The 21,833-nt window shown below is 71.1% G+C and carries 24 protein-coding genes; 11 read left to right on the top strand and 13 right to left on the bottom strand.

The genetic code is table 11. The annotated features are described in order from the left end of the window. Window positions 1–293: 293 nt before the first annotated feature. The 4 genes from FLX08_RS28040 to FLX08_RS28025 all read right to left on the bottom strand — a co-directional run bounded on the left by FLX08_RS28040 (window position 294) and on the right by FLX08_RS28025 (window position 3,193). Window positions 294–1,208, bottom strand: coding sequence for a hypothetical protein (locus FLX08_RS28040; protein ID WP_142623060.1), 915 nt, complete (start codon window positions 1,206–1,208; stop codon window positions 294–296). Window positions 1,209–1,268: 60 nt separating this feature from the next. After that, the gene (locus tag FLX08_RS28035; protein ID WP_142623058.1) at window positions 1,269–2,186 is read right to left on the bottom strand and encodes an NAD-dependent epimerase/dehydratase family protein; all 918 of its coding nucleotides are present in this window, start codon (window positions 2,184–2,186) and stop codon (window positions 1,269–1,271) included. Between the two features lie 171 nt (window positions 2,187–2,357). Beyond that, complete coding sequence (gene rsrA, locus FLX08_RS28030; RefSeq protein ID WP_142623056.1) at window positions 2,358–2,624, bottom strand: mycothiol system anti-sigma-R factor; 267 nt, start codon at window positions 2,622–2,624, stop codon at window positions 2,358–2,360. Further along, window positions 2,621–3,193 carry a sigma-70 family RNA polymerase sigma factor gene (locus FLX08_RS28025; protein ID WP_239108967.1) on the bottom strand — a complete coding sequence of 191 codons (573 nt, stop codon included), beginning with the start codon at window positions 3,191–3,193 and terminating at the stop codon, window positions 2,621–2,623. The genes rsrA and FLX08_RS28025 overlap by 4 nt, the downstream gene beginning before the upstream one ends. Window positions 3,194–3,511: 318 nt before the next feature. Between FLX08_RS28025 and FLX08_RS28020 the strand changes: the two genes are divergently transcribed. Beyond that, the gene (locus tag FLX08_RS28020; RefSeq protein WP_142623054.1) at window positions 3,512–4,252 is read left to right on the top strand and encodes a class I SAM-dependent methyltransferase; all 741 of its coding nucleotides are present in this window, start codon (window positions 3,512–3,514) and stop codon (window positions 4,250–4,252) included. 52 nt (window positions 4,253–4,304) lie between these two features. Here FLX08_RS28020 and FLX08_RS28015 read toward each other — a convergent pair whose 3' ends face one another. Then, complete coding sequence (locus FLX08_RS28015; protein ID WP_142623052.1) at window positions 4,305–4,637, bottom strand: TraR/DksA family transcriptional regulator; 333 nt, start codon at window positions 4,635–4,637, stop codon at window positions 4,305–4,307. A gap of 179 nt (window positions 4,638–4,816) precedes the next feature. Then, window positions 4,817–5,578 (bottom strand): SOS response-associated peptidase, encoded by a 762-nt coding sequence (locus FLX08_RS28010; protein ID WP_142623050.1) that lies wholly within the window; start codon window positions 5,576–5,578, stop codon window positions 4,817–4,819. Between the two features lie 79 nt (window positions 5,579–5,657). Between FLX08_RS28010 and aroA the strand changes: the two genes are divergently transcribed. Beyond that, window positions 5,658–7,052, top strand: coding sequence for a 3-phosphoshikimate 1-carboxyvinyltransferase (gene aroA, locus FLX08_RS28005; RefSeq protein WP_142623048.1), 1,395 nt, complete (start codon window positions 5,658–5,660; stop codon window positions 7,050–7,052). A 25-nt stretch (window positions 7,053–7,077) separates the two neighbouring features. Continuing rightward, window positions 7,078–8,109 (top strand): ribosome small subunit-dependent GTPase A, encoded by a 1,032-nt coding sequence (gene rsgA / locus FLX08_RS28000; RefSeq protein WP_142623046.1) that lies wholly within the window; start codon window positions 7,078–7,080, stop codon window positions 8,107–8,109. Window positions 8,110–8,125: 16 nt separating this feature from the next. Here the strand turns inward: rsgA and FLX08_RS27995 are convergent, their stop codons facing one another. Further along, window positions 8,126–8,758, bottom strand: coding sequence for a LysE family translocator (locus FLX08_RS27995; RefSeq protein WP_142623044.1), 633 nt, complete (start codon window positions 8,756–8,758; stop codon window positions 8,126–8,128). A 142-nt stretch (window positions 8,759–8,900) separates the two neighbouring features. Here FLX08_RS27995 and FLX08_RS27990 point away from each other — a divergent pair, with 142 nt between their 5' ends. Beyond that, window positions 8,901–10,259: an aminotransferase-like domain-containing protein gene (locus FLX08_RS27990; protein WP_244312937.1), complete on the top strand. Its 1,359-nt coding sequence runs from the start codon at window positions 8,901–8,903 to the stop codon at window positions 10,257–10,259. Window positions 10,260–10,395: 136 nt separating this feature from the next. Here the strand turns inward: FLX08_RS27990 and FLX08_RS27985 are convergent, their stop codons facing one another. From FLX08_RS27985 to FLX08_RS27975, 3 genes are all read right to left on the bottom strand, one after another. After that, window positions 10,396–11,709, bottom strand: a complete 1,314-nt coding sequence (locus FLX08_RS27985) for a glycosyltransferase (protein ID WP_142623042.1) — start codon at window positions 11,707–11,709, stop codon at window positions 10,396–10,398. Beyond that, the gene (locus tag FLX08_RS27980; RefSeq protein ID WP_142623039.1) at window positions 11,706–12,302 is read right to left on the bottom strand and encodes a TetR/AcrR family transcriptional regulator; all 597 of its coding nucleotides are present in this window, start codon (window positions 12,300–12,302) and stop codon (window positions 11,706–11,708) included. The genes FLX08_RS27985 and FLX08_RS27980 overlap by 4 nt, the downstream gene beginning before the upstream one ends. Window positions 12,303–12,416: 114 nt before the next feature. After that, window positions 12,417–12,860, bottom strand: a complete 444-nt coding sequence (locus FLX08_RS27975) for a DUF4442 domain-containing protein (protein ID WP_142623037.1) — start codon at window positions 12,858–12,860, stop codon at window positions 12,417–12,419. A gap of 81 nt (window positions 12,861–12,941) precedes the next feature. Between FLX08_RS27975 and hisN the strand changes: the two genes are divergently transcribed. Together hisN and FLX08_RS27965 are read left to right on the top strand one after the other, a co-directional pair. Then, window positions 12,942–13,727 (top strand): histidinol-phosphatase, encoded by a 786-nt coding sequence (gene hisN / locus FLX08_RS27970; protein WP_142623035.1) that lies wholly within the window; start codon window positions 12,942–12,944, stop codon window positions 13,725–13,727. A gap of 253 nt (window positions 13,728–13,980) precedes the next feature. Beyond that, window positions 13,981–14,730 carry an NPCBM/NEW2 domain-containing protein gene (locus FLX08_RS27965; protein WP_167530603.1) on the top strand — a complete coding sequence of 250 codons (750 nt, stop codon included), beginning with the start codon at window positions 13,981–13,983 and terminating at the stop codon, window positions 14,728–14,730. Between the two features lie 30 nt (window positions 14,731–14,760). Here the strand turns inward: FLX08_RS27965 and FLX08_RS27960 are convergent, their stop codons facing one another. Beyond that, window positions 14,761–15,567, bottom strand: coding sequence for a fructosamine kinase family protein (locus tag FLX08_RS27960; protein WP_142623031.1), 807 nt, complete (start codon window positions 15,565–15,567; stop codon window positions 14,761–14,763). Next, on the bottom strand, window positions 15,554–16,012 hold the full coding sequence (locus FLX08_RS27955) for a low molecular weight protein-tyrosine-phosphatase (protein ID WP_142623029.1): 459 nt from the start codon (window positions 16,010–16,012) through the stop codon (window positions 15,554–15,556). The genes FLX08_RS27960 and FLX08_RS27955 overlap by 14 nt, the downstream gene beginning before the upstream one ends. A gap of 163 nt (window positions 16,013–16,175) precedes the next feature. Between FLX08_RS27955 and pstS the strand changes: the two genes are divergently transcribed. Genes pstS through FLX08_RS27930 form a run of 5 tightly spaced genes read left to right on the top strand, consistent with a single transcriptional unit; the run spans window position 16,176 to window position 20,710 of the window. Next, window positions 16,176–17,288, top strand: a complete 1,113-nt coding sequence (pstS, locus tag FLX08_RS27950; RefSeq protein ID WP_208761707.1) for a phosphate ABC transporter substrate-binding protein PstS — start codon at window positions 16,176–16,178, stop codon at window positions 17,286–17,288. A gap of 42 nt (window positions 17,289–17,330) precedes the next feature. Beyond that, window positions 17,331–18,272 (top strand): phosphate ABC transporter permease subunit PstC, encoded by a 942-nt coding sequence (gene pstC, locus FLX08_RS27945; protein ID WP_244312936.1) that lies wholly within the window; start codon window positions 17,331–17,333, stop codon window positions 18,270–18,272. A gap of 32 nt (window positions 18,273–18,304) precedes the next feature. Continuing rightward, window positions 18,305–19,189 carry a phosphate ABC transporter permease PstA gene (gene pstA, locus FLX08_RS27940; RefSeq protein ID WP_142623149.1) on the top strand — a complete coding sequence of 295 codons (885 nt, stop codon included), beginning with the start codon at window positions 18,305–18,307 and terminating at the stop codon, window positions 19,187–19,189. Between the two features lie 3 nt (window positions 19,190–19,192). Continuing rightward, a complete protein-coding gene (gene pstB, locus FLX08_RS27935) occupies window positions 19,193–19,969 on the top strand; it encodes a phosphate ABC transporter ATP-binding protein PstB (protein ID WP_142623023.1) in 777 nt (258 codons plus the stop codon). A gap of 36 nt (window positions 19,970–20,005) precedes the next feature. Beyond that, window positions 20,006–20,710 carry a response regulator transcription factor gene (locus FLX08_RS27930; RefSeq protein WP_244312934.1) on the top strand — a complete coding sequence of 235 codons (705 nt, stop codon included), beginning with the start codon at window positions 20,006–20,008 and terminating at the stop codon, window positions 20,708–20,710. A 57-nt stretch (window positions 20,711–20,767) separates the two neighbouring features. On the opposite strand, the gene FLX08_RS27925 is transcribed toward FLX08_RS27930, so the two are convergent. Continuing rightward, window positions 20,768–21,625, bottom strand: a complete 858-nt coding sequence (locus FLX08_RS27925; RefSeq protein ID WP_167530602.1) for a phosphotransferase family protein — start codon at window positions 21,623–21,625, stop codon at window positions 20,768–20,770. Window positions 21,626–21,833: the final 208 nt, after the last annotated feature.

Raw genomic sequence — 21,833 nt, 5'->3', positions numbered from 1 at the left:
CGGTTCGGACCCGTGGGCCGATCCTGCCGGACCGGCCCACGGGCAGTGACTACGTCCAGGAGATCCCCGGGGTGCCGGCCGCGAGACCGGCCAGAGCCACCACCGGAGTGAGCAGCGCCAGCGCCACTATCAGCCTGACGACGGTCTTCCCAAGCATTGCGCCGCCTCCACGTCGATGTCGCACTCAGGCTACAGAAGGGCCGACCGCCGGTCCGGGATGTCGCGACCATCGCAGCCAAACCGTAACCAAGCCATCACACCGCGTGCAATTGCACCGGTATGTCGGTGCCGTTTCAGGGGGTCATCCGGGCCATGAGCCGACGGACGTCGTCGTCCACTTCGGCCTGGAGCATGCCGTTGTCGACGCCGGGCGTGCAGCCGTACCGGACGTGCACACCCGCGGGCGGCCCCTCGGCGTATCCGAAGACCAGCCGGTAGGCACGGTGGTCCGCCTCCGGGCCTCCCTCCTGGCACCCGTGCTCGCTCGGCTCCGTGTCCAGGTCGTTGAGCGCCGCCGCGAGGTCCCGGGCCGCCGCCACGCCGTGCTCCCGCCTGGGCGGCCGCTTCTCGCCCTCGTCCCGGCATACCAGGACCCACTGCGGACCCTCCGGGACCATGGTGTCCTGCCGGCCCCGGCGGTCGTTGACGGCCCGGCAGGGGTCGTCGGGCCGCGGCATCCGCCACGCGCCCTCCCGGTAGGCGGTGGTCAGGGCCTTCCCGACGTACGAGCGGGTCCGCACTGTGCCGTTCGTCGTCGTGACGCAGGAGTTCACCTCCTCGGCGCTGCCCACCCACAGCGCCGAGCCGTCGGCGTACGCGAACCGGACCAGGTAGTTCGTCATCGGCCCGCCCATCAGCGTGCACAAACCATCGGCCTTGCCGGTGGTCACCGGCAGATACGCGAGGTCGCGGGCCATCACCGCCGCCTGGTCCGTCAGCGTCCGCGACCCGCCCAGCCGTTCGCCGCCCGGGTCGGTGTTGACGCCGGGATAGGCGCAGACCAGCGCGCGGACCGGCGAGCCGGGCACCAGCGACTCGTCCGCGCCGTCCACGTCCACGGCGTCCGGCACCCAGGCGCCGACGCCCTCCCCGCCCCAGCGCTGCGGGCACGCGTCCGGCACCGCCTTCGGCTCCGCAGCGCACCCGGCCAGTACGGCTCCCGCGCACACGGCAGCGGCGACGAGAACGACGATCGGGCGCAGGCGCATCACATCGCTGAGACGTCCGCCGTGGACGGCCGGTTCACGGCCGGTGGTGGCCGAAGCCGGTCAGACGAGTGCCTGGCGGGCCCATTCGACGGTGGCCTTGAGGCCCGTGGGCAGGTCGTGCCGGGGACGCCAGCCAAGGGCCTCGTACGCCGGGGCGGGGTCGACGGCCATCGCGGGCAGGTCGCCCAGGCGAGGCGGCTCGAAGCCCGGCTCGTCGGGCGCTCCGGCCGCCGCGGCGATCAGGCGGTGCAGCTCGCGGTCGGTGGTCTGGACGCCGGTGCCGAGGTTGATCCGGCGCCCGTCGCCCTGCGGCCCGCAGGCGCGGGCGAAGCCGTCCACCACGTCCTCCACGAAGACGTAGTCACGCGTCTGGGAGCCGTCGCCGAACACGACCGTGGGCTTTCCCGCGAGCAGGGCGTCGGTGAAGATGGCGACCACCCCGGCCTCGCCCTCGGGCGACTGGCGCGGCCCGTAGACGTTCGACAGCACGAGCGTGGTGTATTCGAGCCCGTACAGCGCCCGGTAGGTGGCGAGGTACAGCTCACCACTGAGCTTGGAGGCGGCGTACGGCGAGCGGGGATCGGCGGGGGCGTCGCCGGGCACCGGGATCACGGCCGGCCTGCCGTAGACGGCGACGGAGGAGGCGTAGACGATCTTGCGGGCTCCAGCGCGGCGCGCGGCCTCCAGGACGTTCACCGTGCCCTCGACGTTGACCCTGGCGTCGGTCACCGGGTCGGCCACGCTCCTGCGCACGCTGATCTGCGCGGCGAGGTGACAGACGACCTCCGGCCGCCAGCGCTCCGCGAGCTCGGCCAGCGCGGGGTCGCGCACGTCCATGACGTGCAGGGGGGCGTCGGGATTGCGCATGTGGCCGGACGACAGGTCGTCCACCACCGCGACCTCGTGGCCGTCCGCCAACAGCCGATCGACGAGGGTGGACCCGATGAACCCCGCCCCGCCCGTGATCAGTGCCCGCATGTCCCCGTCCTTCCCCGCCCGTAACGGAAGATCCTAACGAGCATTGCCCCGGCACGGCCCGGTCACGCCCCCACGGTGGAGACACGGCCGGCGGCGGCGGCAGGGCGCGGCGAAAAGACGCGCCGGCCTCAGCCTCCCACAACCGGCGAACGAGCCCGGACCAGTCCTGTGCTACTCCACCATCTGGGCGCGTACCTGCGCGATCCGGGTGAGCACCTTGCTGCGCAGGTCGTGCGGGACGGGGTCGCACCCGCAGTGCTTGGCCACGAGCCGCTTGACGGCCTCCTCGAGCCCGTACTCCTCCAGGCAGGGGGAGCACTCGTCGAGGTGCTTCCTGATCACGGCGATGCGGTCGTTGTCCAGCTCACCGTCCAGGTAGGTGTACACCCGGTCGAGCACCTCGCTACACGGGGTGTCGTGGTGTTTCCCGCAGCTCATCGCTCCTCCTCGCCAAGCGTCCCGCCGAGACCCGCGCCGCGGGAGTCCGACCGCACGAGGCCGCGCTCGCGCGCGTAGTCCTCAAGCTGGTTGCGCAGCTGCCGGCGGCCACGGTGAAGGCGCGACATCACGGTCCCGATGGGCGTGCCCATGATGTCGGCGATCTCCTTGTACGGGAAGCCCTCGACGTCCGCCAAATAGACGGCGATGCGGAACTCCTCGGGGAGCGCGGCGAGAGCGTCCTTCACGTCACTGTCGGGAAGGTGCTCGAGCGCCTCGATCTCGGCCGACTTCAGCCCGCTCGACGTGTGCGACTCCGCCCGCGCGAGCTGCCAGTCCTCGATCTCCTCGGTGCCCGCCTGCTTGGGCTCCCGTTGCTTCTTCCGGTAGCTGTTGATGAACGTGTTGGTGAGGATGCGGTAGAGCCAGGCCTTGAGGTTCGTCCCCTCCTGGAACTGATGGAAGGAGGCGAAGGCCTTGGCGAAGGTCTCCTGGAGAAGATCCTCCGCATCCGCTGCGTTTCGGGTCATCCGGAGCGCGGCCGAGTAGAGCTGATCGAGAAACGGCATGACGTCGCGCTCGAACCGCTCGCTGCGCTGCTCCAGAGTCTCCTCGGCTGTCTTGGAGACCGGACCCACCCCCTTCAGGACACCGTACCCAGCCGAGGATACCGGCCCGGCAACGTCCAGCCCGTCGAGGCCTTCTGGCAGCACCAACGTCTTCATGCCCAACTGCAACAGGGCGGGCGTAGAGTCTGTTCCCGGTGCAGATTGAGGTGACGAACGACCCGGTGCGGGGAAAAAAGTAAGCACCGGCTTGGTAGCCCGGAAACCGAGTTTCGCTGTCGCACGCCCATGCGCGGGGCAGCCAGAGTCCAGGAGTCGCTCGTGCTGCCTATACCGGCCAACGAACTCAACGGCTCGGGCACGCTGGGGCCGTACTGGACCTTTTATCACGCGGTCGTCGCCGAACAGTTGCGCCAGTGGCTGCCCGGCCGCCCCTCTCTGCTGCTGGACCTGTCCGGCGGACGGGGACGGTGGCCGGCCCAGGCGGCGCGCGGCGGGCACCGGGTGATCGAGGTCATGGACTTCCGCAGGCCGGCGGAACCGTGGTTGCGTGACGCCTCCGAGCGAATACAGAAGGTGCGCGCCGACAACCTGGGCTTCCTGCCCGACGGCAGCGTGGACGGCGTGATCGCCGAGGAGCGCGTGCTGTCGGTCGAGATCATGGCCGAGTCCGTCATCGAGGACGTGGCCCGGGTGCTGCGGCCCGGCGGGCGGGCGCTGCTGTGCGTCGACTCGCTGGTCCTCGGCATGGCGATCCTGGCCGAGCAGAACTACTGGGCGCATCTGTGCCAGACGGGCGAGGTCATGCTCATCCCCTGGCCCGACGGCAGCATCACCCGCTGCTTCACCAGCCAGCAGATCCGCGAGCTGATCACGGGGGCCGGCCTGGAGGTGGAGTGGGTGCGCCCGCGCACCGTGCTGTCCCCCTCCACCGTCGACCACGTGCTGAGCGGGGAGAGCAAGTCGCTGTCGTGGCTGGTCCGCACCGAGCTGGAGACCGAGGCCGACGGCGACGACACCGTCGGCATCCACCTGGTGGCCAGCGCCCGCAAGCCCTTGTGAACGTCTCCCCCGGACGCTCGCCTGGGCGGGCGTCCGGGCGGTGAGGCGCCCGTCACCGGCGGCGCTCGGCCCGCGACTGGCACTGCACGCAGCGGGCCGCCTCGGGGCGGGCCTCCAGCCTGCCCTCGGGCACGAGCGTGCCGCAGTCGACGCAGCGGCCGTAACCGCCGTCGTCCAGCCGCCGCAGCGCGGCCAGCACGGCCGTACGCTGCCGGGAGGCGGCGTCGAGCATGGCCCGGGTCCGGTCGGCGTCGGTGAGGTCGGCTCCCGCGTCGGCGAGCGATCTGTCGCGTCCGGCGGCCGGATCCCCACGCAGCACGCTGATCGACCGGTCGAGCTCGGCGAGCATGCTTTCCAGGCGCATACGCGCGGTCGCGACGTCCACGAATCCGCACCTCCGGGAGTGGGGGAGTCACCCGTCCAGGAGTCCCCGGTCTCCTGGAAGGTCCGCGGCCGATCACCTACCGTGCGGCCGCTTTCTCGAACGGATGCCCACTTCGCGCGCCGCTTACACCCCTGACCTGCCCACCGGCCGCCGGCGCGGGTAGCGGGTGCCGTCGTACGTCAGAACAGGCGCGGGACGTCGTCCCCTTCGAGGGGCTCGATCAGCTCGGGCCCGTTGTGGCGGACACTGTTGACCGCGTCGGAGACGGCGTACGCCTCCAGCCGGTCCGGGCCCGCCGGGACGAGCAGGCCGGTGGGGTCGGTCACGCGCGGGTCGAGCCACTCCGTCCAGCGGTCGCGCTCGACCATCATCGGCATCCGGTCGTGGATGCGCCCCAGCTTGTCCGCCGCCGTGGTGGTGATCACCGTGCAGGTGCACAGCCACTTCAGCGGGTCGTCGTCCGGCCGGGTGGGGTCCTTCCAGAACTCGTACAGGCCGGCCATCGCGAGCACGCCGCCGTCGGCGGGATGGATGAAGAACGGCTGCTTCCTCTTCCCCTCCAGCGGCATCCACTCGTAGTAGCCGTCCGCGGGGATCAGGCAGCGCCGCGACTTCAGCGCCCTGCGGTAGGACGGCTTCTCCGCCACGGTCTCCACCCTGGCGTTGATCATCCGCGCGCCCACGGACGGGTCCTTGGCCCAGCTCGGCACGAGCCCCCACCGGACGACCCGCAGCTGCCTCACCGGCTCGTCGCCCGGGCGCTCGCCGCCGTCGTCCTTCGGCACCCGGCTCATGACCGCGTACACGTTCTTCGTGGGCGCGACGTTGTAGTCGGGCCGGAGCTCGCCGCCGGGCAGCTGGTCGGGCACCCCGTCCAGCTCGACCTGGAACTCCTCCAGCAACTCCTGCTTCTTGCGCGCAGACGCGTACCTCCCGCACATGCCCCCAAGACTGCCACTCGGGCGGGCCGCCCGCGCTCTCGCGACGGTGCGGACAAGTGTGCGCGACTAAGCTTGCGGCATGGCCTCTCCGCAGTCCGCGTCCGGCGGCGCCGTGCCGCACGGCATCGATCAGAACGGCACCCATCAGCACGGGGTCGATCAGCACGGGGTCGGAAAGAACGCCGCCGCGCCGCTCTGGCCCGCCCCGGTGGCGGCCGAGCCGGTCCGTGCGACGGTCCGCCTGCCCGGCTCGAAGTCGGTGACCAACCGGGCGCTGCTGCTCGCCGCGCTGGCCGACGCCCCCGGCACCGTACGGCTCGCGCTGCGCAGCCGCGACGCCGACCTGATGGCGGCCGCGCTGCGCTCGCTCGGCGCCGAGATGACGCCGTCCAACGAGAGCGCCGACAGCGTGGACTGGTCGGTGACCCCGCATCCCGTACGCGGCGGGGCGTCGGTGGACGTCGGGCTGGCCGGGACCGTGATGCGGTTCGTGCCCCCGGTCGCCGCGCTGGCCGACGGACCGGTCTTCTTCGACGGCGACGCGCACGCGCGCAAGCGGCCGATGGGCCCGATCCTGGGCGCGCTGCGCGCGCTCGGCGCGTCGGTGGACAACGACGCGCTGCCGTTCACGATCCGCGGGCCGATTCCCGGCGGTGAGGTCACCCTCGACGCGTCGGCCTCCTCGCAGATGGTCAGCGGCCTGCTGCTGGTCGCCGCGCGCTTCGAAAAGGGCGTGACGGTGCGACACGACGGGCCGCCCGTCCCCTCGATGCCGCACATCGAGATGACCGTGCAGATGCTGCGCCAGGCCGGGGTCGAAGTGGACGACTCCGAGCGCGACGTGTGGCGGGTGCTGCCCGGCCCGATCCGGGCCAGGGACGTCACGGTCGAGCCCGACCTGTCCAACGCCGCTCCCTTCCTCGCGGCGGCCCTGGTCACCGGCGGCTCGGTCGTCGTGCCCGACTGGCCGGAGGAGACGACGCAGGGCGGCGACGCGCTTCGCGGGCTGCTCGCCGAGATGGGCGCGCGGGTCGAGCGGGTGCCGGAGGGCCTGCGGGTCACCGGCGAGGGCAGGGTGCACGGCATCGACGCCGACCTGCACGACGTCAGCGAGCTCACCCCCACGATCGCCGCGCTCGCCGCGCTGGCCGACGGGCCGTCCCGCATCCGGGGTGTGGCGCACATCCGGGGGCACGAGACCGACCGGATCACCGCCCTCGCCACGGAGATCAACCGGCTGGGCGGCGACGCCCGGGAGGCCGGCGACGGCCTGGAGATCCACCCCCGGCCGCTGAGCGGCGGCGTCTTCCACTCCTACGCCGACCACCGCATGGCCACGGCGGGCGCGGTCATCGGCCTGGTCGTGCCGGGCGTCGAGGTCGAGAACATCGCGACGACGGCCAAGACGCTGCCCGAGTTCCCGCGCATGTGGGCCACGATGCTGGGCAGCGCACCGGGCGAGGAGACGGCATGAACGGCGGGCGATCGGGGCGCGGGCACTGAGCAAGCGGCATTACGACGAGGACGACGTCAGGGTCCGGCCGGGCAAGGGCTCACGGCCGCGGACCCGGATCCGGCCTGCCCACAGCGAGGCCGTCGAGGGCTTCGTGGTGGCCGTCGACCGGGGGCGTTACACCTGCCTGGTCGGTGAGGGCGTCCCCCGCGCCACGACGCCGAAGAAACGGCGGGGCGAGCGCACCCTCGTCGTGGCCATGAAGGCCCGTGAGCTCGGCCGCAAGGGCATCGTGGTGGGCGACCGCGTGGCGCTGGTGGGCGACGTGACCGGGCGGCCCGACACGCTGGCGCGCATCGTCCGCGTGGAGGAGCGCACCTCGATGCTGCGCCGCAGCGCCGACGACGTGGACGACATCGAGCGCCCCATCGTCGCCAACGCCGACCAGCTGGTCATCGTCACCGCGCTCGCCGATCCCCCGCCGCGCCCCCGGATGATCGACCGGATGCTCGTCGCGGCCTACGACGCCGACATCGAGCCGCTGCTGTGCCTCACCAAGGCCGACCTGGCCCCGGCCGACGACCTCGTCGCGCTGTACGAGCCCCTCGGCGTGCCGTACGTGGTCGTGCGCAAGGGCGGCCCGGTCGACGACCTGGGCGAGGCGCTCGCCGACCGGATCAGCGTGCTGGTCGGCCACTCCGGGGTCGGCAAGTCGACCCTGGTCAACGAGCTGGTGCCACATGCCCGCCGGGCGGTGTCCCACGTGAACGCCGTGACCGGCCGCGGCAGGCACACCTCCACCTCGGCGGTCGCCCTGGAACTGCCGGGGGGCGGCTGGATCATCGACACCCCCGGGGTGCGCAGCTTCGGGCTCGCCCACATCTCGGTGGAGACCGTGCTCGCCGCCTTCCCCGATCTGGTGGACGCCACGACCGAATGCCCCAAGGGCTGCACCCATCTCGGCGACGACGACTGCGCCCTCGACCGTTACGTCGCGGAGGGGCACGCGGATCCCGCCCGCCTGGAGTCCCTGCGGCGGCTGCTCGCCAGCCGCGAGGGCTCCGCCGACGACGACTAGATCGTGCCGGCGAAGGCTACGCGCTCTGGCTGAAGGCGAGCATCACGGCGAGTGCTCCGAGCATGCTCCCCATGGCGATCCGCTGGGTGCGCAGCCACGCCGACCGGTGCGCCAGGAAACTCGCGACGCTTCCGGCGGCCAGCACGATCGAAAGGTTCACCGTCGCGGCCACCGCGATCTGGAAGAGGCCGAGAACGATGCCCTGCGCCAGCACGTTTCCCGCACGGATATCGACGAACTGCGGAATCACGGAGATGTACAGAATGGCGATCTTCGGATTGAGCAGGTTCGTCATCAGTCCCATGGCGAAAAGCCGCGGCGGCGGGTCGTGCGGCACGTCGCGCACGGTGAACACCGAAGCGCCGCCGGGCCCGATCGTCTTCCAGGCGAGCCACATCAGGTAGGCCGCTCCGGCCAGCCGTATCGCCGTGAGAAGCTGCGGGGCCGCGGCGAACAGCGCCGCCAGGCCGAGATTCGTCGCCGTCAGATAGACGAGGAATCCCGCGACGACTCCGCTCAATGAAATGATCCCCGCGCGGCGCCCCTGGCTGATGCTCCGCGACACGAGATACATCATGTTCGGGCCAGGAGAAAGCACCATTCCGAGCGCCACGGACACGACGCCCAGCACCGCGTGCGATTCGACCACGACGCCGCCCTTTCCTCTCAGGTCCTCTCAGTGCCGGTCCGGACGGCCTCATCAGGCTATTTCATGCCGAACAATCAGTGCAATATTGAATATTGCTCTCGGAGCAATATTGTGTTTTGATCCGTGGCAAGGAGAGGAGGCGGTGGTGGAGGACTACGCGGTGGTGGAGGACTACCGTGCGCTGGCCGACGAGGTCGCCGCGGACATCGCGGCCGGGCGGCTCAGGCCGGGAGACCGGCTGCCTCCGCAGCGGCACTTCGCCCGGCGGCGCGGCATCGCCGGCTCCACGGCTGCGCGCGTGTACGCGGAGCTGACCCGCCGCGGCCTCACGGTCGGCGAGGTCGGCCGCGGCACCTACGTACGCGCCTCCGCCCGGCGGCCCGGCACCGCCCTGGCCGAACCGAGCGGCACCAGGATCGACCTCGAACTCAACTATCCCGACATCCCCGAGCAGGCCCGCCTGCTCGCGGACGGCATCAGACCACTGCTGCGCCCCGACGTGCTGGAGGAGTCCATGCGGCCGGTGGGCGCGGCGGGCACTCCGCACGCCCGCGAGGCCGTCGCCGACATGCTCGCCCGGGCCGGCTGGCGCCCCGACCCTGCGCGGGTGCTCTTCGCCGGCAACGGCCGCCAGGCGATCGCGGCCGTCATCGCCGCGCTGGTCCCGCCGGGTGCGCGGCTGGGCGTCGAGGAGCTCACCTACCCCGTCGTGAAGACGATCGCCGCCCGGCTCGGGGTCACCCTCGTGCCCCTGCCGGTCGACGAGGCGGGCCTGGTGCCCGAGGCGGTGGAGGCCGCCGCCCGCAAGGCCCCGCTGCGAGCGGTCTATCTCCAGCCGACGCTGCACAACCCGTTGTCGTTCACCATGCCGGTCGGGCGCCGCGCCGAGCTCGCGGGCGTGCTCGCGCGGCTCGACGTGCCCGCGATCGAGGACGGCATCTGGTCGTTCCTCCGGGACGAGCAGCCCCCGCTGGCCGCCGTCGCGCCCGAGCGCACGATCCTCGTCGACAGCCTCTCCAAACGGCTCGCGCCCGGGCTGACCGTCGGATTCGCCGTCGTGCCCGGGGCCGTCGTGCCCGCCATGACCGCGGCGCTGCATTCGGGAGGCTCCGCGCCGCCGCGGTTCGCGCTGGAGGCGGCGGTGCGGCTCGCCGGTGACGGCATCCTGGAATCGCTGAGCCGGGGCAAGCGGCGGGACGCCGAGGCCCGCCAGGAGATCGCGAGACACCACCTGGGCGAGTTCGCCGTCCGGGGGGATCCGCGGTCCTACTTCTGCTGGTGGGAGCTTCCGCCGCCGTGGCGGGCCGACACGTTCGTGGCCGCCGCCGCACGGCACGGCATCGCCGTCACACCGGCGGCCGCCTTCGCCGTCGGCGACAACCGCACCCCCAACGCCGTACGGCTCGGCCTGGCCTCACCCCCGGCCGATACGCTGGCGCACGCCCTGGGCACGCTCGCCGGGATCGCCCGGTCCGCACCGGACGACCTGCTGGCCGAGTGACGGCCCGGGAAGGAGCGGGAGGTCTCGGAAAGCAGGCGGGGACGCGTGACGGCACGCCCGCGGATGGACGAGCCCGCCGGGCGGCGGCCTCGGCCCGGGGTGCGATGCCGCGGCGTCGGCCCGGCGTCGGCGGCGGTTACCCGGCCGGCGCGGCCGTGTCCCTCCCGGGGACACCCATGTCCCTGCCGGTCGCCCTTCCGGCGAGGGCCTCGAGTTCGGCGACCGCCCGGTCGGTGGCCGTCTCCGCCGCGATCTCGGCCGCCAGTCGCCGCGCTTCCCGCAGGTAGGAGGAATCGCCGAGGACACGCTCGACGGCATGGGCGATCGTGCGGGGCGAGGCGTTCTTGCTCACGGTGATCCCTGCGCCGGCGATCTCGACGTGCCGCGCGACCTCGGTCTGGTCCCGCCCGAGCGGTACGCAGACCAGCGGGACCCCGGCGGCCAGGGACTTGACGGCCGTCCCGTGACCGGCATGTGTGATCGTCACGGCGGCGTGGCGCAGCGCGATGTTGTGCGGGGCGGCCGCGGTGACGAGGACGTTGCCGGGCGCGCGGATTGTGGCCGGGTCGACGGCGGGGCCGGTGGTCAGCAGCCCGCGCACCGGCAGCGTACCGAGGGCCTCGGCGATGCGCTCGAGTTGCGTGCGCTGGTTCATGTACGACGAGCTGAGGCTCGCCAGGACGAGGGGTGCGTCGCCTTCCGGCAACTCCAGTTCCCCCGCCCAGGCCGGATCGTCGAGCCGCGGGCCCACGTGCCGCAGATGGGCGGGGAAACGCCTTCCGGGGTAGTCGAGCGCACGCGGGGACAGCACGAGCAGCAGGTCGACGCGATGGAACGCGTCGGCCACCGAGGGCACCGGCGGCAGTCCGTGCGCGGTGCGGGCGGCGTTCAGCGCCGGCAATCCCTTCCCCCAGGGTTTCAGCACCAGCGGCGCCAGCATCCGGTCACGCAGGCGACCCAGCGGGCCCGACGCGGGGGCGAGGCCCGGACCGGGTGGCGGCGCCCCCGGCGTGGGGAACGGGTAGAGGGTCGTCACCAGCCCGGCCACGGGGATCCCTGCGGCCTCGCCGGCGGTGAACACGCCGAGCAGCATGTGTTCGGCGACCAGCACGTCGGCCGGGCGGGCCCGCAACTCGGCCAGTGTGTCCCGGGCGTAGCCGGCCGCGGGTCCGCAAACGATCCGATCTCTCAGCCGCGCGAACGCGCCCAGTGGGGTGCGGGCCTCGAAGTCCTTGATGACGTCCTTGGCCGGATCGGTGACGTCACCCTGTGGCGCCGTGGTCCAGGCGATCGGTTCCACGCCGGCGGCGGCGACCTCCTCGTGCAGCGACGTGTCGGCCAGCACCCGCACGCCGTGGCCGCGTTCCCGCAGCGCGCGGGCGACCGACAGGACGGGAGGCACGGCTCCGCCGCCGGACCAGGTGGCGAACAGGAAGTTCCTACGCATCATGCCTCTTCCGGGGGATTGATCGAGGTCAGCAGGTCGCACATGGTGCGTTCGGCGTCCTCACGCGACAGGCCGAGGTCGCGCCGCCACAGCTTCCACAGGTAGACGTCTGTGGCGGCGTGGTGCAGGTGCAGCGCATGCTCGCGGGCGGGGCCCGAAGCCGGGAGCCGGTCGGCGAAGACCTGTTCCAGCCACGCCCGATGCCGCTCTCGGGCGTACGCGGCCGCCCGGGCCATCGCCGGGACACGGTCCATCTGCGCGATCCAGAGCACGTTGGCGTCGCCGTGCCGTTCGTAGTCCTCGAAGAGCACGGCCACGATCGCCGTCACGTCACCGGTGGGCGCCTGCCGGGCGGCCTCCGTCTGCGACGCCAACCGGTCGGCGACGGCGTCGGCCAGCCCGTCCTTGCCACCGAAGTGGTTGACGATCGTCTGCACCGACACCCCGGCCTCGTCGGCGACATGCTGCAGCGTGACCTCGTCGTACCAGTGCCGCATCCACAGCGCGGCCGCGGCGTCCAGCACGCGCGCACGCGTGACCTCCACGGCCGCGGCGCGGGCGTTCATGCGGTACGGACGCCTGGCCTCAATTTCCATAGAGTCATGACTATATTCAATCGAGCCATGGGTCAAGCCAAAACGGGGACGCGTATCACAGGCCCCAGAGCCCCGGACCGCACCCCGCTCACGCCCGCCCCCGCGGGTGCCGTGTCAGGCCCTGCGGTTGGGGCGCAGGGTCCAGGACACGGTCATCTCCGCCACGACGAGGTCGTCTGCGTTGCGGATCTCGACGGCCACCTCGAACTCGGGCCGCTCCCCCGCGTCCAGCCGGGCGACGACCGCCTCCCGCTCGGCCAGGAGGGTGGCGGCGGCGGTGACCTCGCCCATCGCGAGCTTGCGATAGCCGATCCTCGCCTCGGTGGCCAGCGGCACGGCCCGGGAGAGCTGGTCGCCGAAAGCCGACAGCATGGCCGCGCCCGAGGCGGACTCGGCGAGCGTGAACAGAGCGCCGGCGTGCGGGCCGCCCACGTGGTTGTGCAGGTCTCCGCGATCGGCCAGGCGGGCGACCGCCGTGCCGGAGCCGATCGAGTCGAACGTGATGCCGAGCAGCCGCGCGAACGGAACGCTGTCGAGCATGAAGGCGCCGATGTCCATGGCCGGGATGTTACCGGCTGGTATGGTTCGGAGTGATTCTTCCTCTGATGTCAGCAGGTCGCGGCACGATACGTTGGCCCTGTGACGGAGTACCGCGACGACCTGCACCTCGCGCATCTGCTGGCGGACGCCGCCGACGACATCACGATGCGCCGTTTCAAGGCCGTGGACCTCAAGGTCGACACCAAGCCCGACCTCACCCCGGTCAGCGACGCCGACCGGGCCGTGGAAGAGGCGATCCGCGGCACGCTGCGCCGTGCCAGGCCCCGCGACTCCGTCGTGGGCGAGGAGTTCGGGATGACCGGATATGGCATGCGCTCCTGGATCATCGATCCGATCGACGGCACGAAGAACTACGTGCGCGGGGTGCCCGTGTGGGCCACGCTGATCGCGCTGATGGAGCACGGCAAGGTCGTCGTGGGCGTGGTCTCCGCGCCGGCGCTCGGCCGCCGCTGGTGGGCCGCCAAGGAGAGCGGCGCGTGGACCGGACGGAGCCTGAGCAAGGCCACGCGCTGCGAGGTGTCCTCGGTCGGCCGCCTCGACGACGCCTCCTTCTCCTTCTCCGACCTGGAGGAATGGGAGAAGGCCGGGCGGCTGGACCCGTTCCTCGACCTCACCAGGGAGTGCTGGCGCACGCGCGGCTACGGCGACTTCTGGTCGCACATGATGGTCGCCGAGGGGGCGGTGGACATCTCCGCCGAGCCCGAGCTGTCCCCCTGGGACATGGCCGCTCTCACGATCATCGTCGAGGAGGCGGGCGGCTCCTGCACCTCGCTCGACGGCGCTCCGCCCCTCGACGGCGGCAACCTCGTCTGCACGAACGGACTGCTCCACGGCGAGGTCCTCAAACTCCTGTCCCCCCGCTGAGCCGTTTCCCGGCCTTCCTGATCCTGTGTCTCCCGGGCAGTCGCCGCCGTCGCCATATCGGCCCGGCGGGACTGCCCAAAAAAATCCCTTTTTAACGGGATATTTCAGTTTAAATTCCGGCCGGGCTCGGCGGGAATTCGTGTTCCTCTTGTGACACCCGTACGGCCAACCGGCTTCTCGTGGATGGCGTCGAAATACCGGACGCGTAAGCGGCCTTCCCAGCCCACGAATGGATAGAGCCGGAACACCGACGATGAGCGCACCAGCCAAGCCCGGGAAAGCACAGGACGACCAGGGCGACAAAGAACAGAGAAACGCCCGGAAAATAGCGTGGATCAGCGGCATCCTGACCTTCGCCGGCACGCTCATCACCGCCGGATCGGCGGTGGCGGTCGCCGTCATCACCTCCCCCGACGCGGTGCGGGACGTCGTCGGCGACAGGATCGCGGTGACCCACACGGCCACGGCGACGGCGACGGTCACCGCCACGGTCACCGTCAGCCCGCCGGCCCCTTCCCCGCAGGTGAGCGCCACGGACGTCGCCACAGGAGCGAGCGCCGCGACGTCCCTGACCCGGCGCGACGCCGTCGACGTCGAGGGCTGCGGCCCGCCGGGAGGGTTCACCAACGACTGGCTCGACCGCTCGGTCGCCCTCGCGGGTTCGGACGAGCAGTTCAACGCCATAACGTGCCGCGTCGAAAAGCCGGGCGCCGTGACCGGATATATCGACTACGTGGTGCCGCAGAGCGCGACCACGTTCACGGCGAAAGTGGGAATCGACCGCGCGTCGCCCAACACGTCCGCGAGGGTGCGGTTCTCCGTCGTCGACCTTGCCGACAACGTGCTCGCCCAACAGGTGGCGACGTACACGAACGCGGCGAGCATCACCGCCCGGGTCTCGGGAGTGCCGCGAATCCGCCTCAAAATGACGGTCGTCAAGAGCAGCGGCGTCTCGGGCTCCAACTTTTTCCGGTCCGCGTGGATAAATCCCGCCTTCAGCTGACAATATCCCCCGGCTGATCCCCTATGGCCGTCACAGTGCGAGGACGTCGCCCGCGGCGGTGAGGAGGCTGCCGCGGTACGCCTCGCCGAACAGGCAGGCGTGGACGGCGAGCGGGTGGAGCTGATGCAGGGGCACCCGCTCGCGCCACCCGTCCGCAAGGGGCGCCGCCTCGCGATAGGCCGCGAGGATCGTGTTGAGGTGCGGCGCCCCGAACAGCGCCAGCATCGCGAGGTCGGTCTCCCGGTGGCCGCCGTGGGCGGCCGGGTCGACCAGCACGACCCCGTCCGCCGACCACAGCAGGTTTCCGCTCCACAGGTCGCCGTGGATCCGGCTCGGCGGCTCGGCCGGCCCGGCGACCTCCGCCACCCGGTCACACGCCTCCTCGACCAGCTCCACGTCCACGGCCGACAACGCGCCGCGGTCGCGCGCGAGCCGTACGAACGGGAGCACGCGCCGCGAGACGTAGAACGACGGCCAGTCGGGCGCGGGCTCGTTGCCCATCGGAAGCTCGGCGATGTAGCCGGGCCAGGGGGCGCCGAAACCGTCCGCCCCGGCGGCGTGCAGGGCGGCCAGCGCACGCCCGAACCGTTCGGCGGCCCCGGCCGTGGCGGGGACGGTGTCGATCCACTCCAGCACCAGCGTGCCGCCGTCCGCCGCGACCACCTCGGGGACGCCGACCGCTCCCGGTTCGGCCAGCCAGCGCAGCCCCGCCGCCTCGCTGCCGAGCACGGCGGACGCGTCCGGGCTTCTCTTGACGAACACCCTGCGGCCGTCGTCGAGCACGCCCTCGTGCAGCGTCCAGGCGTGGCCGCCCCCGAGATCCCTAGTGATCCTCAAGGTGCTTCGCCACCCCCTCGCAGGCGGCCTCGACCATCCGCAGCACCTCGGCGAAGCCCTCGCGTCCGCCGTAGTAGGGGTCGGGCACCTCGGCGCCCTCGGGGGCGGCGGGGTCGAACGACCGCAGCAGCCGGATGTCCGCCTCCGGCGGGGCGATCCGCCGCAGGGCGCGCAGGTTGTCGTGGTCCATCACGAGGATGAGGTCACGCTCGGCGAACCACGCCCGGTCGAACTGGCGGGCCCGGTGGGTCGAGCCGTCGTAGCCGTGGTCGGCCAGCGTGGCCAGGGCCCGCTCGTCCATCGGCTCCCCCGCGTGCCAGCCGCCGGTGCCGGCGCTGTCCACCTCCGCGTCGAGCCCGCGTTCGGCCAGCGTACGGCGCAGCACGACCTCGGCCATCGGCGATCGGCAGATGTTCCCCATGCAGACCAGACATACACGCTTCATGAACTCCATCCTCTCCCATAACCCCCGTGACCTGCTCGTTATCTCTTCCGGGAGCGCACAAGAGCGACCGGGGGCGTTCACTGCCCGTTCACCTTTACCAGGGCTTTAAGTCACCTTGGCTCCCTACCGTCCCTCGTGTTGAGAAGACATGGGGAGGAAGACCGTGAAGTATGCAGGCCGGCTCGCCGCCGCCACTATCGTCGGCGTGCTCTCGCTCGCCGCATGCGGGACCGATGACAACACGAGCACCGCGGGGGGCACCTCCAGCGCCGCCGCCGCGCAGGGCGACGACACGCTGAAGGGCACCATCAACGCCGCCGGCTCCTCGGCCCAGGCGAACGCCATCGCGGAGTGGAAGAAGAACTTCCAGTCGTCGAACCCCGGCGTCAGCATCAACTACAACCCGAGCGGCTCCGGCGCCGGTGTCCAGGCGTTCATCCAGGGCACGGTGGCCTTCGCCGGCTCCGACTCGGCGCTGAACGACGAGAAGGGCGAGCCCGCCCAGGCCGACGCCCGCTGCAAGACCGGCAAGGCGATCAACCTGCCGATGGTGACCGGCCCGGTGGCCGTCGTCTACAACCTGCCGGGCGTGGACGGTCTCCAGCTCTCGCCGAAGACCATCGCCGGCATCTTCAACAGCAAGATCACCAAATGGGACGACCCGGCCATCAAGGCCGACAACCCCGACGCGCAGCTGCCCTCGACCGCCATCCAGGCGTTCCACCGCTCGGACGAGTCGGGCACCAGCGACAACTTCACCAAGTTCCTGAAGGCAACCGCCGACGCCGGCTGGCCGTACGAGCCGGCCAAGGCCTGGCCGGCCGAGGCGCAGGGCCAGGGCGCCAAGGGCTCGGACGGCATCGCCTCCAGCATCAAGAGCACCGAGGGCGCGATCAGCTACGTCGAGCTGTCCTTCGCCGAGAACTCGCAGCTGCAGAAGGCCAAGGTCGCCAACGGCGCCGGCGAGTACGTCGAGCTCACGCCGGAGAGCGCGGGCAAGACCGTCGAGGCCGCCGAGATCGCGGGCACCGGCAACGACCTCAAGCTGAAGATCGACTACACCACCAAGGCCGCGGGCGCCTACCCGATCGTCCTCGTGACGTACGAGATCACCTGCGAGAAGGGCCTGTCGGCCGAGGACGCGACGCTGGTCAAGTCGTTCCTCACCTACACCAGCAGCGACGAGGGCCAGCAGGCGCTGACCGGCCTCGGCTACGCCCCGCTGCCGTCGAGCCTGCTCACGAAGGTCCGCACCGCCGTCGAGGCGATTTCCTAACAGATGGCGACATCAACCAGAACCAGGAAGAGCGGGCCGGCCATGCGCCGGTCCGCCTTCCGGCGCAGCCGCGGTGACGGTCCGTTCCGCTTCGCCTCGACCGGGGCCGGGATCGTCCTTCTGGCGATCATGGCGGCGATCGGGGTGTTCCTGGTCGTCAAGGCCGTCCCCGCCCTTCAGGCGAACACGTCCCGCTTCCTCACCGAGCTGACCTGGCAGCCGAACGCCACCGCGCCGGTCTTCGGCATCGCGTCGCTCGCCTTCGGCACCGTGCTGAGCTCGCTGCTCGCCCTGCTCATCGCCACCCCGGTGGCGGTGGGCGTCGCGTTGTTCATCTCGCACTACGCGCCGCGGCGGCTCGCCTCCGTCCTGGGCTACGTGGTGGACCTCCTCGCGGCGGTCCCCAGCGTGGTGTACGGCCTGTGGGGCGTCACCTTCCTCGTGCCGTTCATGCTCGGCCCGTCCAAGTTCCTCAACGACTACCTCGGCTGGATCCCGCTCTTCGGCGGTGACACCGTGGTCGGCAAGAGCATGCTCACCGCGTCGCTCGTACTCGCGATCATGATCCTGCCGATCATCGCCGCGATCTCCCGCGAGGTCTTCCTGCAGGCCCCCAAGATGCAGGAAGAGGCCGCGCTGGCGCTCGGCGCGACGCGCTGGGAGATGATCAGGATGTCGGTCCTGCCGTTCGGCCGGCCCGGCGTCATCAGCGCCGCCATGCTCGGCCTCGGCCGCGCGATGGGCGAGACGATCGCGGTCGCGCTCATCTTCCCCGCCACGTTCAAGATCTCGTTCCAGATCCTCGGCCCGTACGGCAACAGCATCGCCGCCAACATCGCCAACGGCTTCGGCGAGGCGACCGAAGTGGGTCGCGGCGCGCTGATCGCCTCGGGTCTCGTCCTGTTCCTCATCACCCTGCTGGTGAACATGGCCGCCCGATTCGTCATCGCCCGCCGCAAGGAGTACGCGAGGGCCGCAGCGTGACCGTACATACCGGAATCCACACAAGAAGCGCCATCAAGACGAGAACCGGAATCCAGCCCATCTCCGCGGCCCGGCGGGCCAAAGACCGTCTCGTCCAGGTGCTCGTCTACCTGGCGTTCGCGCTCGCGGTCATCCCGCTGCTGTCGTTGCTGTGGCTCGTCGTCAAGAACGGCATCGGCCGCTTCGACATGGAGTTCCTCACCCACTCGATGCGCAACATCGGGGCGCGCGACGCGGGTGGCGGCGCCTACCACGCCATCGTCGGCACCCTCGAACAGGTCCTGCTGGCCTCGCTCATCGCGGTCCCGATCGGCCTGCTCACCGCCGTCTACCTCGTCGAGTACGGCGAAGGCGGACGGCTGTCGCGCACGATCAGCTTCTTCGTGGACGTCATGACCGGCGTCCCTTCCGTCGTTTCCGGGCTCTTCGTCCTGGCCTTCTGGATCCTCGTGCTCGGCATGCCGTTCTCCGGCTTCGCCGGCGCGCTCGCCCTGTCGATCCTGATGATGCCGGTCGTGGTCAGGTCGGCCGAGGAAATGCTCCGCCTGGTGCCACGGGAGCTGCGCGAGGCGTCGTACGCGCTGGGCGTGCCCAAGTGGCGCACCATCGTCAAGGTCGTGCTGCCCACGGCGTTCACCGGGATCGTGACCGGCGTCATGCTGGCCGTGGCCCGCGTCGCCGGCGAGACCGCGCCGCTGCTGCTGACCGTCTTCATCACCGACTCCATCAACGTCGACCCGTTCGACGGTCCTCAGATGGGGCTTCCGCTGTACGTCTTCGATCAGGCCGGCCGTCCGACGGACACCGCGATCAACCGGGCCTGGACCGGCGCGCTCACGCTGATCCTGATCGTCATGCTGCTCAATCTGGTCGCGCGCCTCATCACCTGGTGGCGTTCGCCCGCGAGGAGGAGGTAAGGAATGGCCAAGCAGATCGAAGTCGCGGGACTCGACGCGTACTACGGCTCGCACAAGGCGATCGAGGGCATCTCGATGACGATCGAGCCGCGGTCGGTGACGGCCTTCATCGGCCCCTCCGGCTGCGGCAAGTCGACGTTCCTGCGGACCCTCAACCGGATGCACGAGGTCATCCCCGGCGCCCGGGTCGAGGGCAAGGTGCGCCTGGAGGAGCAGGACCTCTACGGCGCGGACGTCGACCCCGTGTCGGTCCGCCGCACCATCGGCATGGTCTTCCAGCGGCCGAACCCCTTCCCCACGATGTCCATTTTCGACAACGTGGCGGCCGGCCTGCGGCTCAACGGCCGTTACTCACGGTCCGAGCTGGAGGGCATCGTCGAGGAGTCGCTCAAGGGCGCCAACCTCTGGAACGAGGTCAAGGACCGGCTGAACAAGCCCGGGGCGGGCCTGTCCGGCGGTCAGCAGCAGCGCCTGTGCATCGCCCGCGCGATCGCCGTACGCCCGCAGGTGCTGCTCATGGACGAGCCGTGCTCGGCGCTCGACCCCATCTCGACGCTGGCGATCGAGGACCTGATCTCCCAGCTGAAGCTGGACTACACGATCGTGATCGTGACGCACAACATGCAGCAGGCCGCCCGGGTCAGCGACAAGACCGCGTTCTTCAACCTGGCCGCGCAGGGGCAGCCCGGCAAGCTCGTCGAGATGGACGAGACCTCGAAGATCTTCACCAATCCGGCCGAGAAGGCGACCGAGGACTACATCACGGGCCGCTTCGGCTGACGACCGCTTCAGGCTGACAGCATTGGAGGGACCCGGGTGACGGCACCCGCAGTGGAGGGGGACACCCGGACGGCGCCCATGCTCCTGGTGGCCGATCCGGACGCGGGGCTGGTGCGGCAGCTCTCGGCGGCCATGCAGGCCGAGGGCGTCGACGTCACCGGCGTGTCGGACGGCGCCCAGGCGCTGCTGCAGGCCGGGGCGCTCCGGCCCGACGCCGTGCTGGTCTCCGCCTCCCTTCCCATTGTCGGCCCCGTCGACTTCGTCCGCGCCGTACGGCTCATGCGCGCCGTGCCCGTCCTGCTCGGCATCGACTTCGGGGGCGACGCCGGGCAGGCGCTGCAGGCGCTGGAGGCGGGCGCGACCGCCTGCGTGGCCAGGCCATACCGCGTGCCCGAACTGCTCCCGCTCGTCCAGGCGGCCTTCCGCCGGCAGGACGGCCACCGCACCGTGCTGACGATCGGCGACGTGGAGCTCGACGTGACGGCCTATCAGGTGAAGGTCGGCGGACGCGTCGTGCACCTGCCGCTGCGCGAGTTCGAGCTGCTGCACTATCTGATGCGCAACGCGGACAGGACGGTCACCCGCGAGCAGATCATGCGCCACGTCTGGCACTCGTCCGACGGGACGTCCACCAACACCATCGCCGTCCACGTCAAACGCCTGCGCGCACGGCTGGGCGACATGGGGGACACGATGATCCAGACCGTCCGAGGAGTCGGATACCGGCTGCTCAGCGGCTGACCTCACCGGGGGGTGATCCTCGCCGTCACCGGGTTGATCCCGCGGTGCCAGGAGCCCTTAGGCGAAGGTATGGCCGAGATGGGCCAGACCGGCGTCCGCGTACGGCCTGATGCCCGTACGCACGCCGTACGCGATGTCCTCCAGGATCGCGCACCGGGCGTAGAAGACGACCCGCTCGTGGTCCGTGTCGTCGTGGCGGCCGTGGTAGTGCGCCAGCGTCCGCTCGTAGACCTCGGGCCCGAGGTCGCGGAAGACGAGCGCGAGGTCGTACGCCGGATCGGCGATGGCCGCGTCCGTCCAGTCGATGACGCCCGTCAGGGCGCTCGCCTCGACGTCCACCAGCAGGTGCTCGCTGCCCAGGTCGTTGTGGCAGAACGCCGGCGTCTCGGGGTCCGGGGGCGCCTCGGCGGCGAGGAACTCCTCGACCTGTCGCCGGGCGGTCGGCGGCACCTGGGCCACGATGTCGCGGTAGTGCCCTTCGGCCTCCTCCAGGAGCTCGCCCAGCGGATAGATGTCACGCGGCACGAACGCCTCCATCCGCTCCACCGGCGCCGCATGGAGCCGGCTCAGGAAGTCACCCAGGGGAGCCGCCAGACGCGCGGGCTCTTTGACCGGGTGAAGGTTCAGCGGAAGGCCCGGAAGCTTGCGATACGCGAGCACGCCTGCCTCCTCGTCCACGAAAATCGGCCGCGGCACCGGCAGCGGTGAGAGCTCGCTCACGACGGCGAGCACCGCCGCCTCCCGCTCGACCGCCTCGCCGCGCTCATCGGGCTCGTCGGCTTTGCTCTGCCGTACGACCAACTCGCCGTTGACCTCGTACGCCGCGTTGTCCTGTCCCTCGCCCAGCCGTTCGACGGTTCTGACCTCGTAGCCGGACAGATGGCGGTTCAGCAGCCGGATGATGTGCTCGGTCACCTCCGCAACCCTAGCCATTAGCAGGGACGCCATCGGGCCCGTCGAGCCGGGGTGACGGTCGGCTGTAATTGGGACGTCACCGCGCCGGCCTGGCCCCCGGAAAACGGTCCCTGGACATGCGAAAGCCCCGGCCATACCCGGCCGGGGCCACCACCACCAGGAAAAAGATCCCGGAAATGCGGAAGGGCCACCCCAACGGGATGGCCCC

This window comes from Microbispora hainanensis, from assembly GCF_006874475.1.
In the GTDB taxonomy this organism is placed as follows: domain Bacteria; phylum Actinomycetota; class Actinomycetes; order Streptosporangiales; family Streptosporangiaceae; genus Microbispora; species Microbispora hainanensis.
The sequence above is the reverse complement of the archived record's forward strand: the minus strand, read 5'-3'. Positions and strand labels throughout refer to the sequence as shown.

Coding starts and splice junctions, on each gene's coding strand:
- FLX08_RS28040 (WP_142623060.1), bottom strand. CDS start 1,208: ATGCGCCTGCGCCCGATCGTCGTTCTCGTCGCCGCTGCCGTGTGCGCG.
- FLX08_RS28035 (WP_142623058.1), bottom strand. CDS start 2,186: ATGCGGGCACTGATCACGGGCGGGGCGGGGTTCATCGGGTCCACCCTC.
- rsrA (WP_142623056.1), bottom strand. CDS start 2,624: ATGAGCTGCGGGAAACACCACGACACCCCGTGTAGCGAGGTGCTCGAC.
- FLX08_RS28025 (WP_239108967.1), bottom strand. CDS start 3,193: ATGCCGTTTCTCGATCAGCTCTACTCGGCCGCGCTCCGGATGACCCGA.
- FLX08_RS28010 (WP_142623050.1), bottom strand. CDS start 5,578: ATGTGCGGGAGGTACGCGTCTGCGCGCAAGAAGCAGGAGTTGCTGGAG.
- aroA (WP_142623048.1), top strand. CDS start 5,658: ATGGCCTCTCCGCAGTCCGCGTCCGGCGGCGCCGTGCCGCACGGCATC.
- FLX08_RS27985 (WP_142623042.1), bottom strand. CDS start 11,709: ATGATGCGTAGGAACTTCCTGTTCGCCACCTGGTCCGGCGGCGGAGCC.
- FLX08_RS27980 (WP_142623039.1), bottom strand. CDS start 12,302: ATGGAAATTGAGGCCAGGCGTCCGTACCGCATGAACGCCCGCGCCGCG.
- FLX08_RS27975 (WP_142623037.1), bottom strand. CDS start 12,860: ATGGACATCGGCGCCTTCATGCTCGACAGCGTTCCGTTCGCGCGGCTG.
- FLX08_RS27965 (WP_167530603.1), top strand. CDS start 13,981: ATGAGCGCACCAGCCAAGCCCGGGAAAGCACAGGACGACCAGGGCGAC.
- FLX08_RS27955 (WP_142623029.1), bottom strand. CDS start 16,012: ATGAAGCGTGTATGTCTGGTCTGCATGGGGAACATCTGCCGATCGCCG.
- pstC (WP_244312936.1), top strand. CDS start 17,331: ATGCGCCGGTCCGCCTTCCGGCGCAGCCGCGGTGACGGTCCGTTCCGC.
- pstB (WP_142623023.1), top strand. CDS start 19,193: ATGGCCAAGCAGATCGAAGTCGCGGGACTCGACGCGTACTACGGCTCG.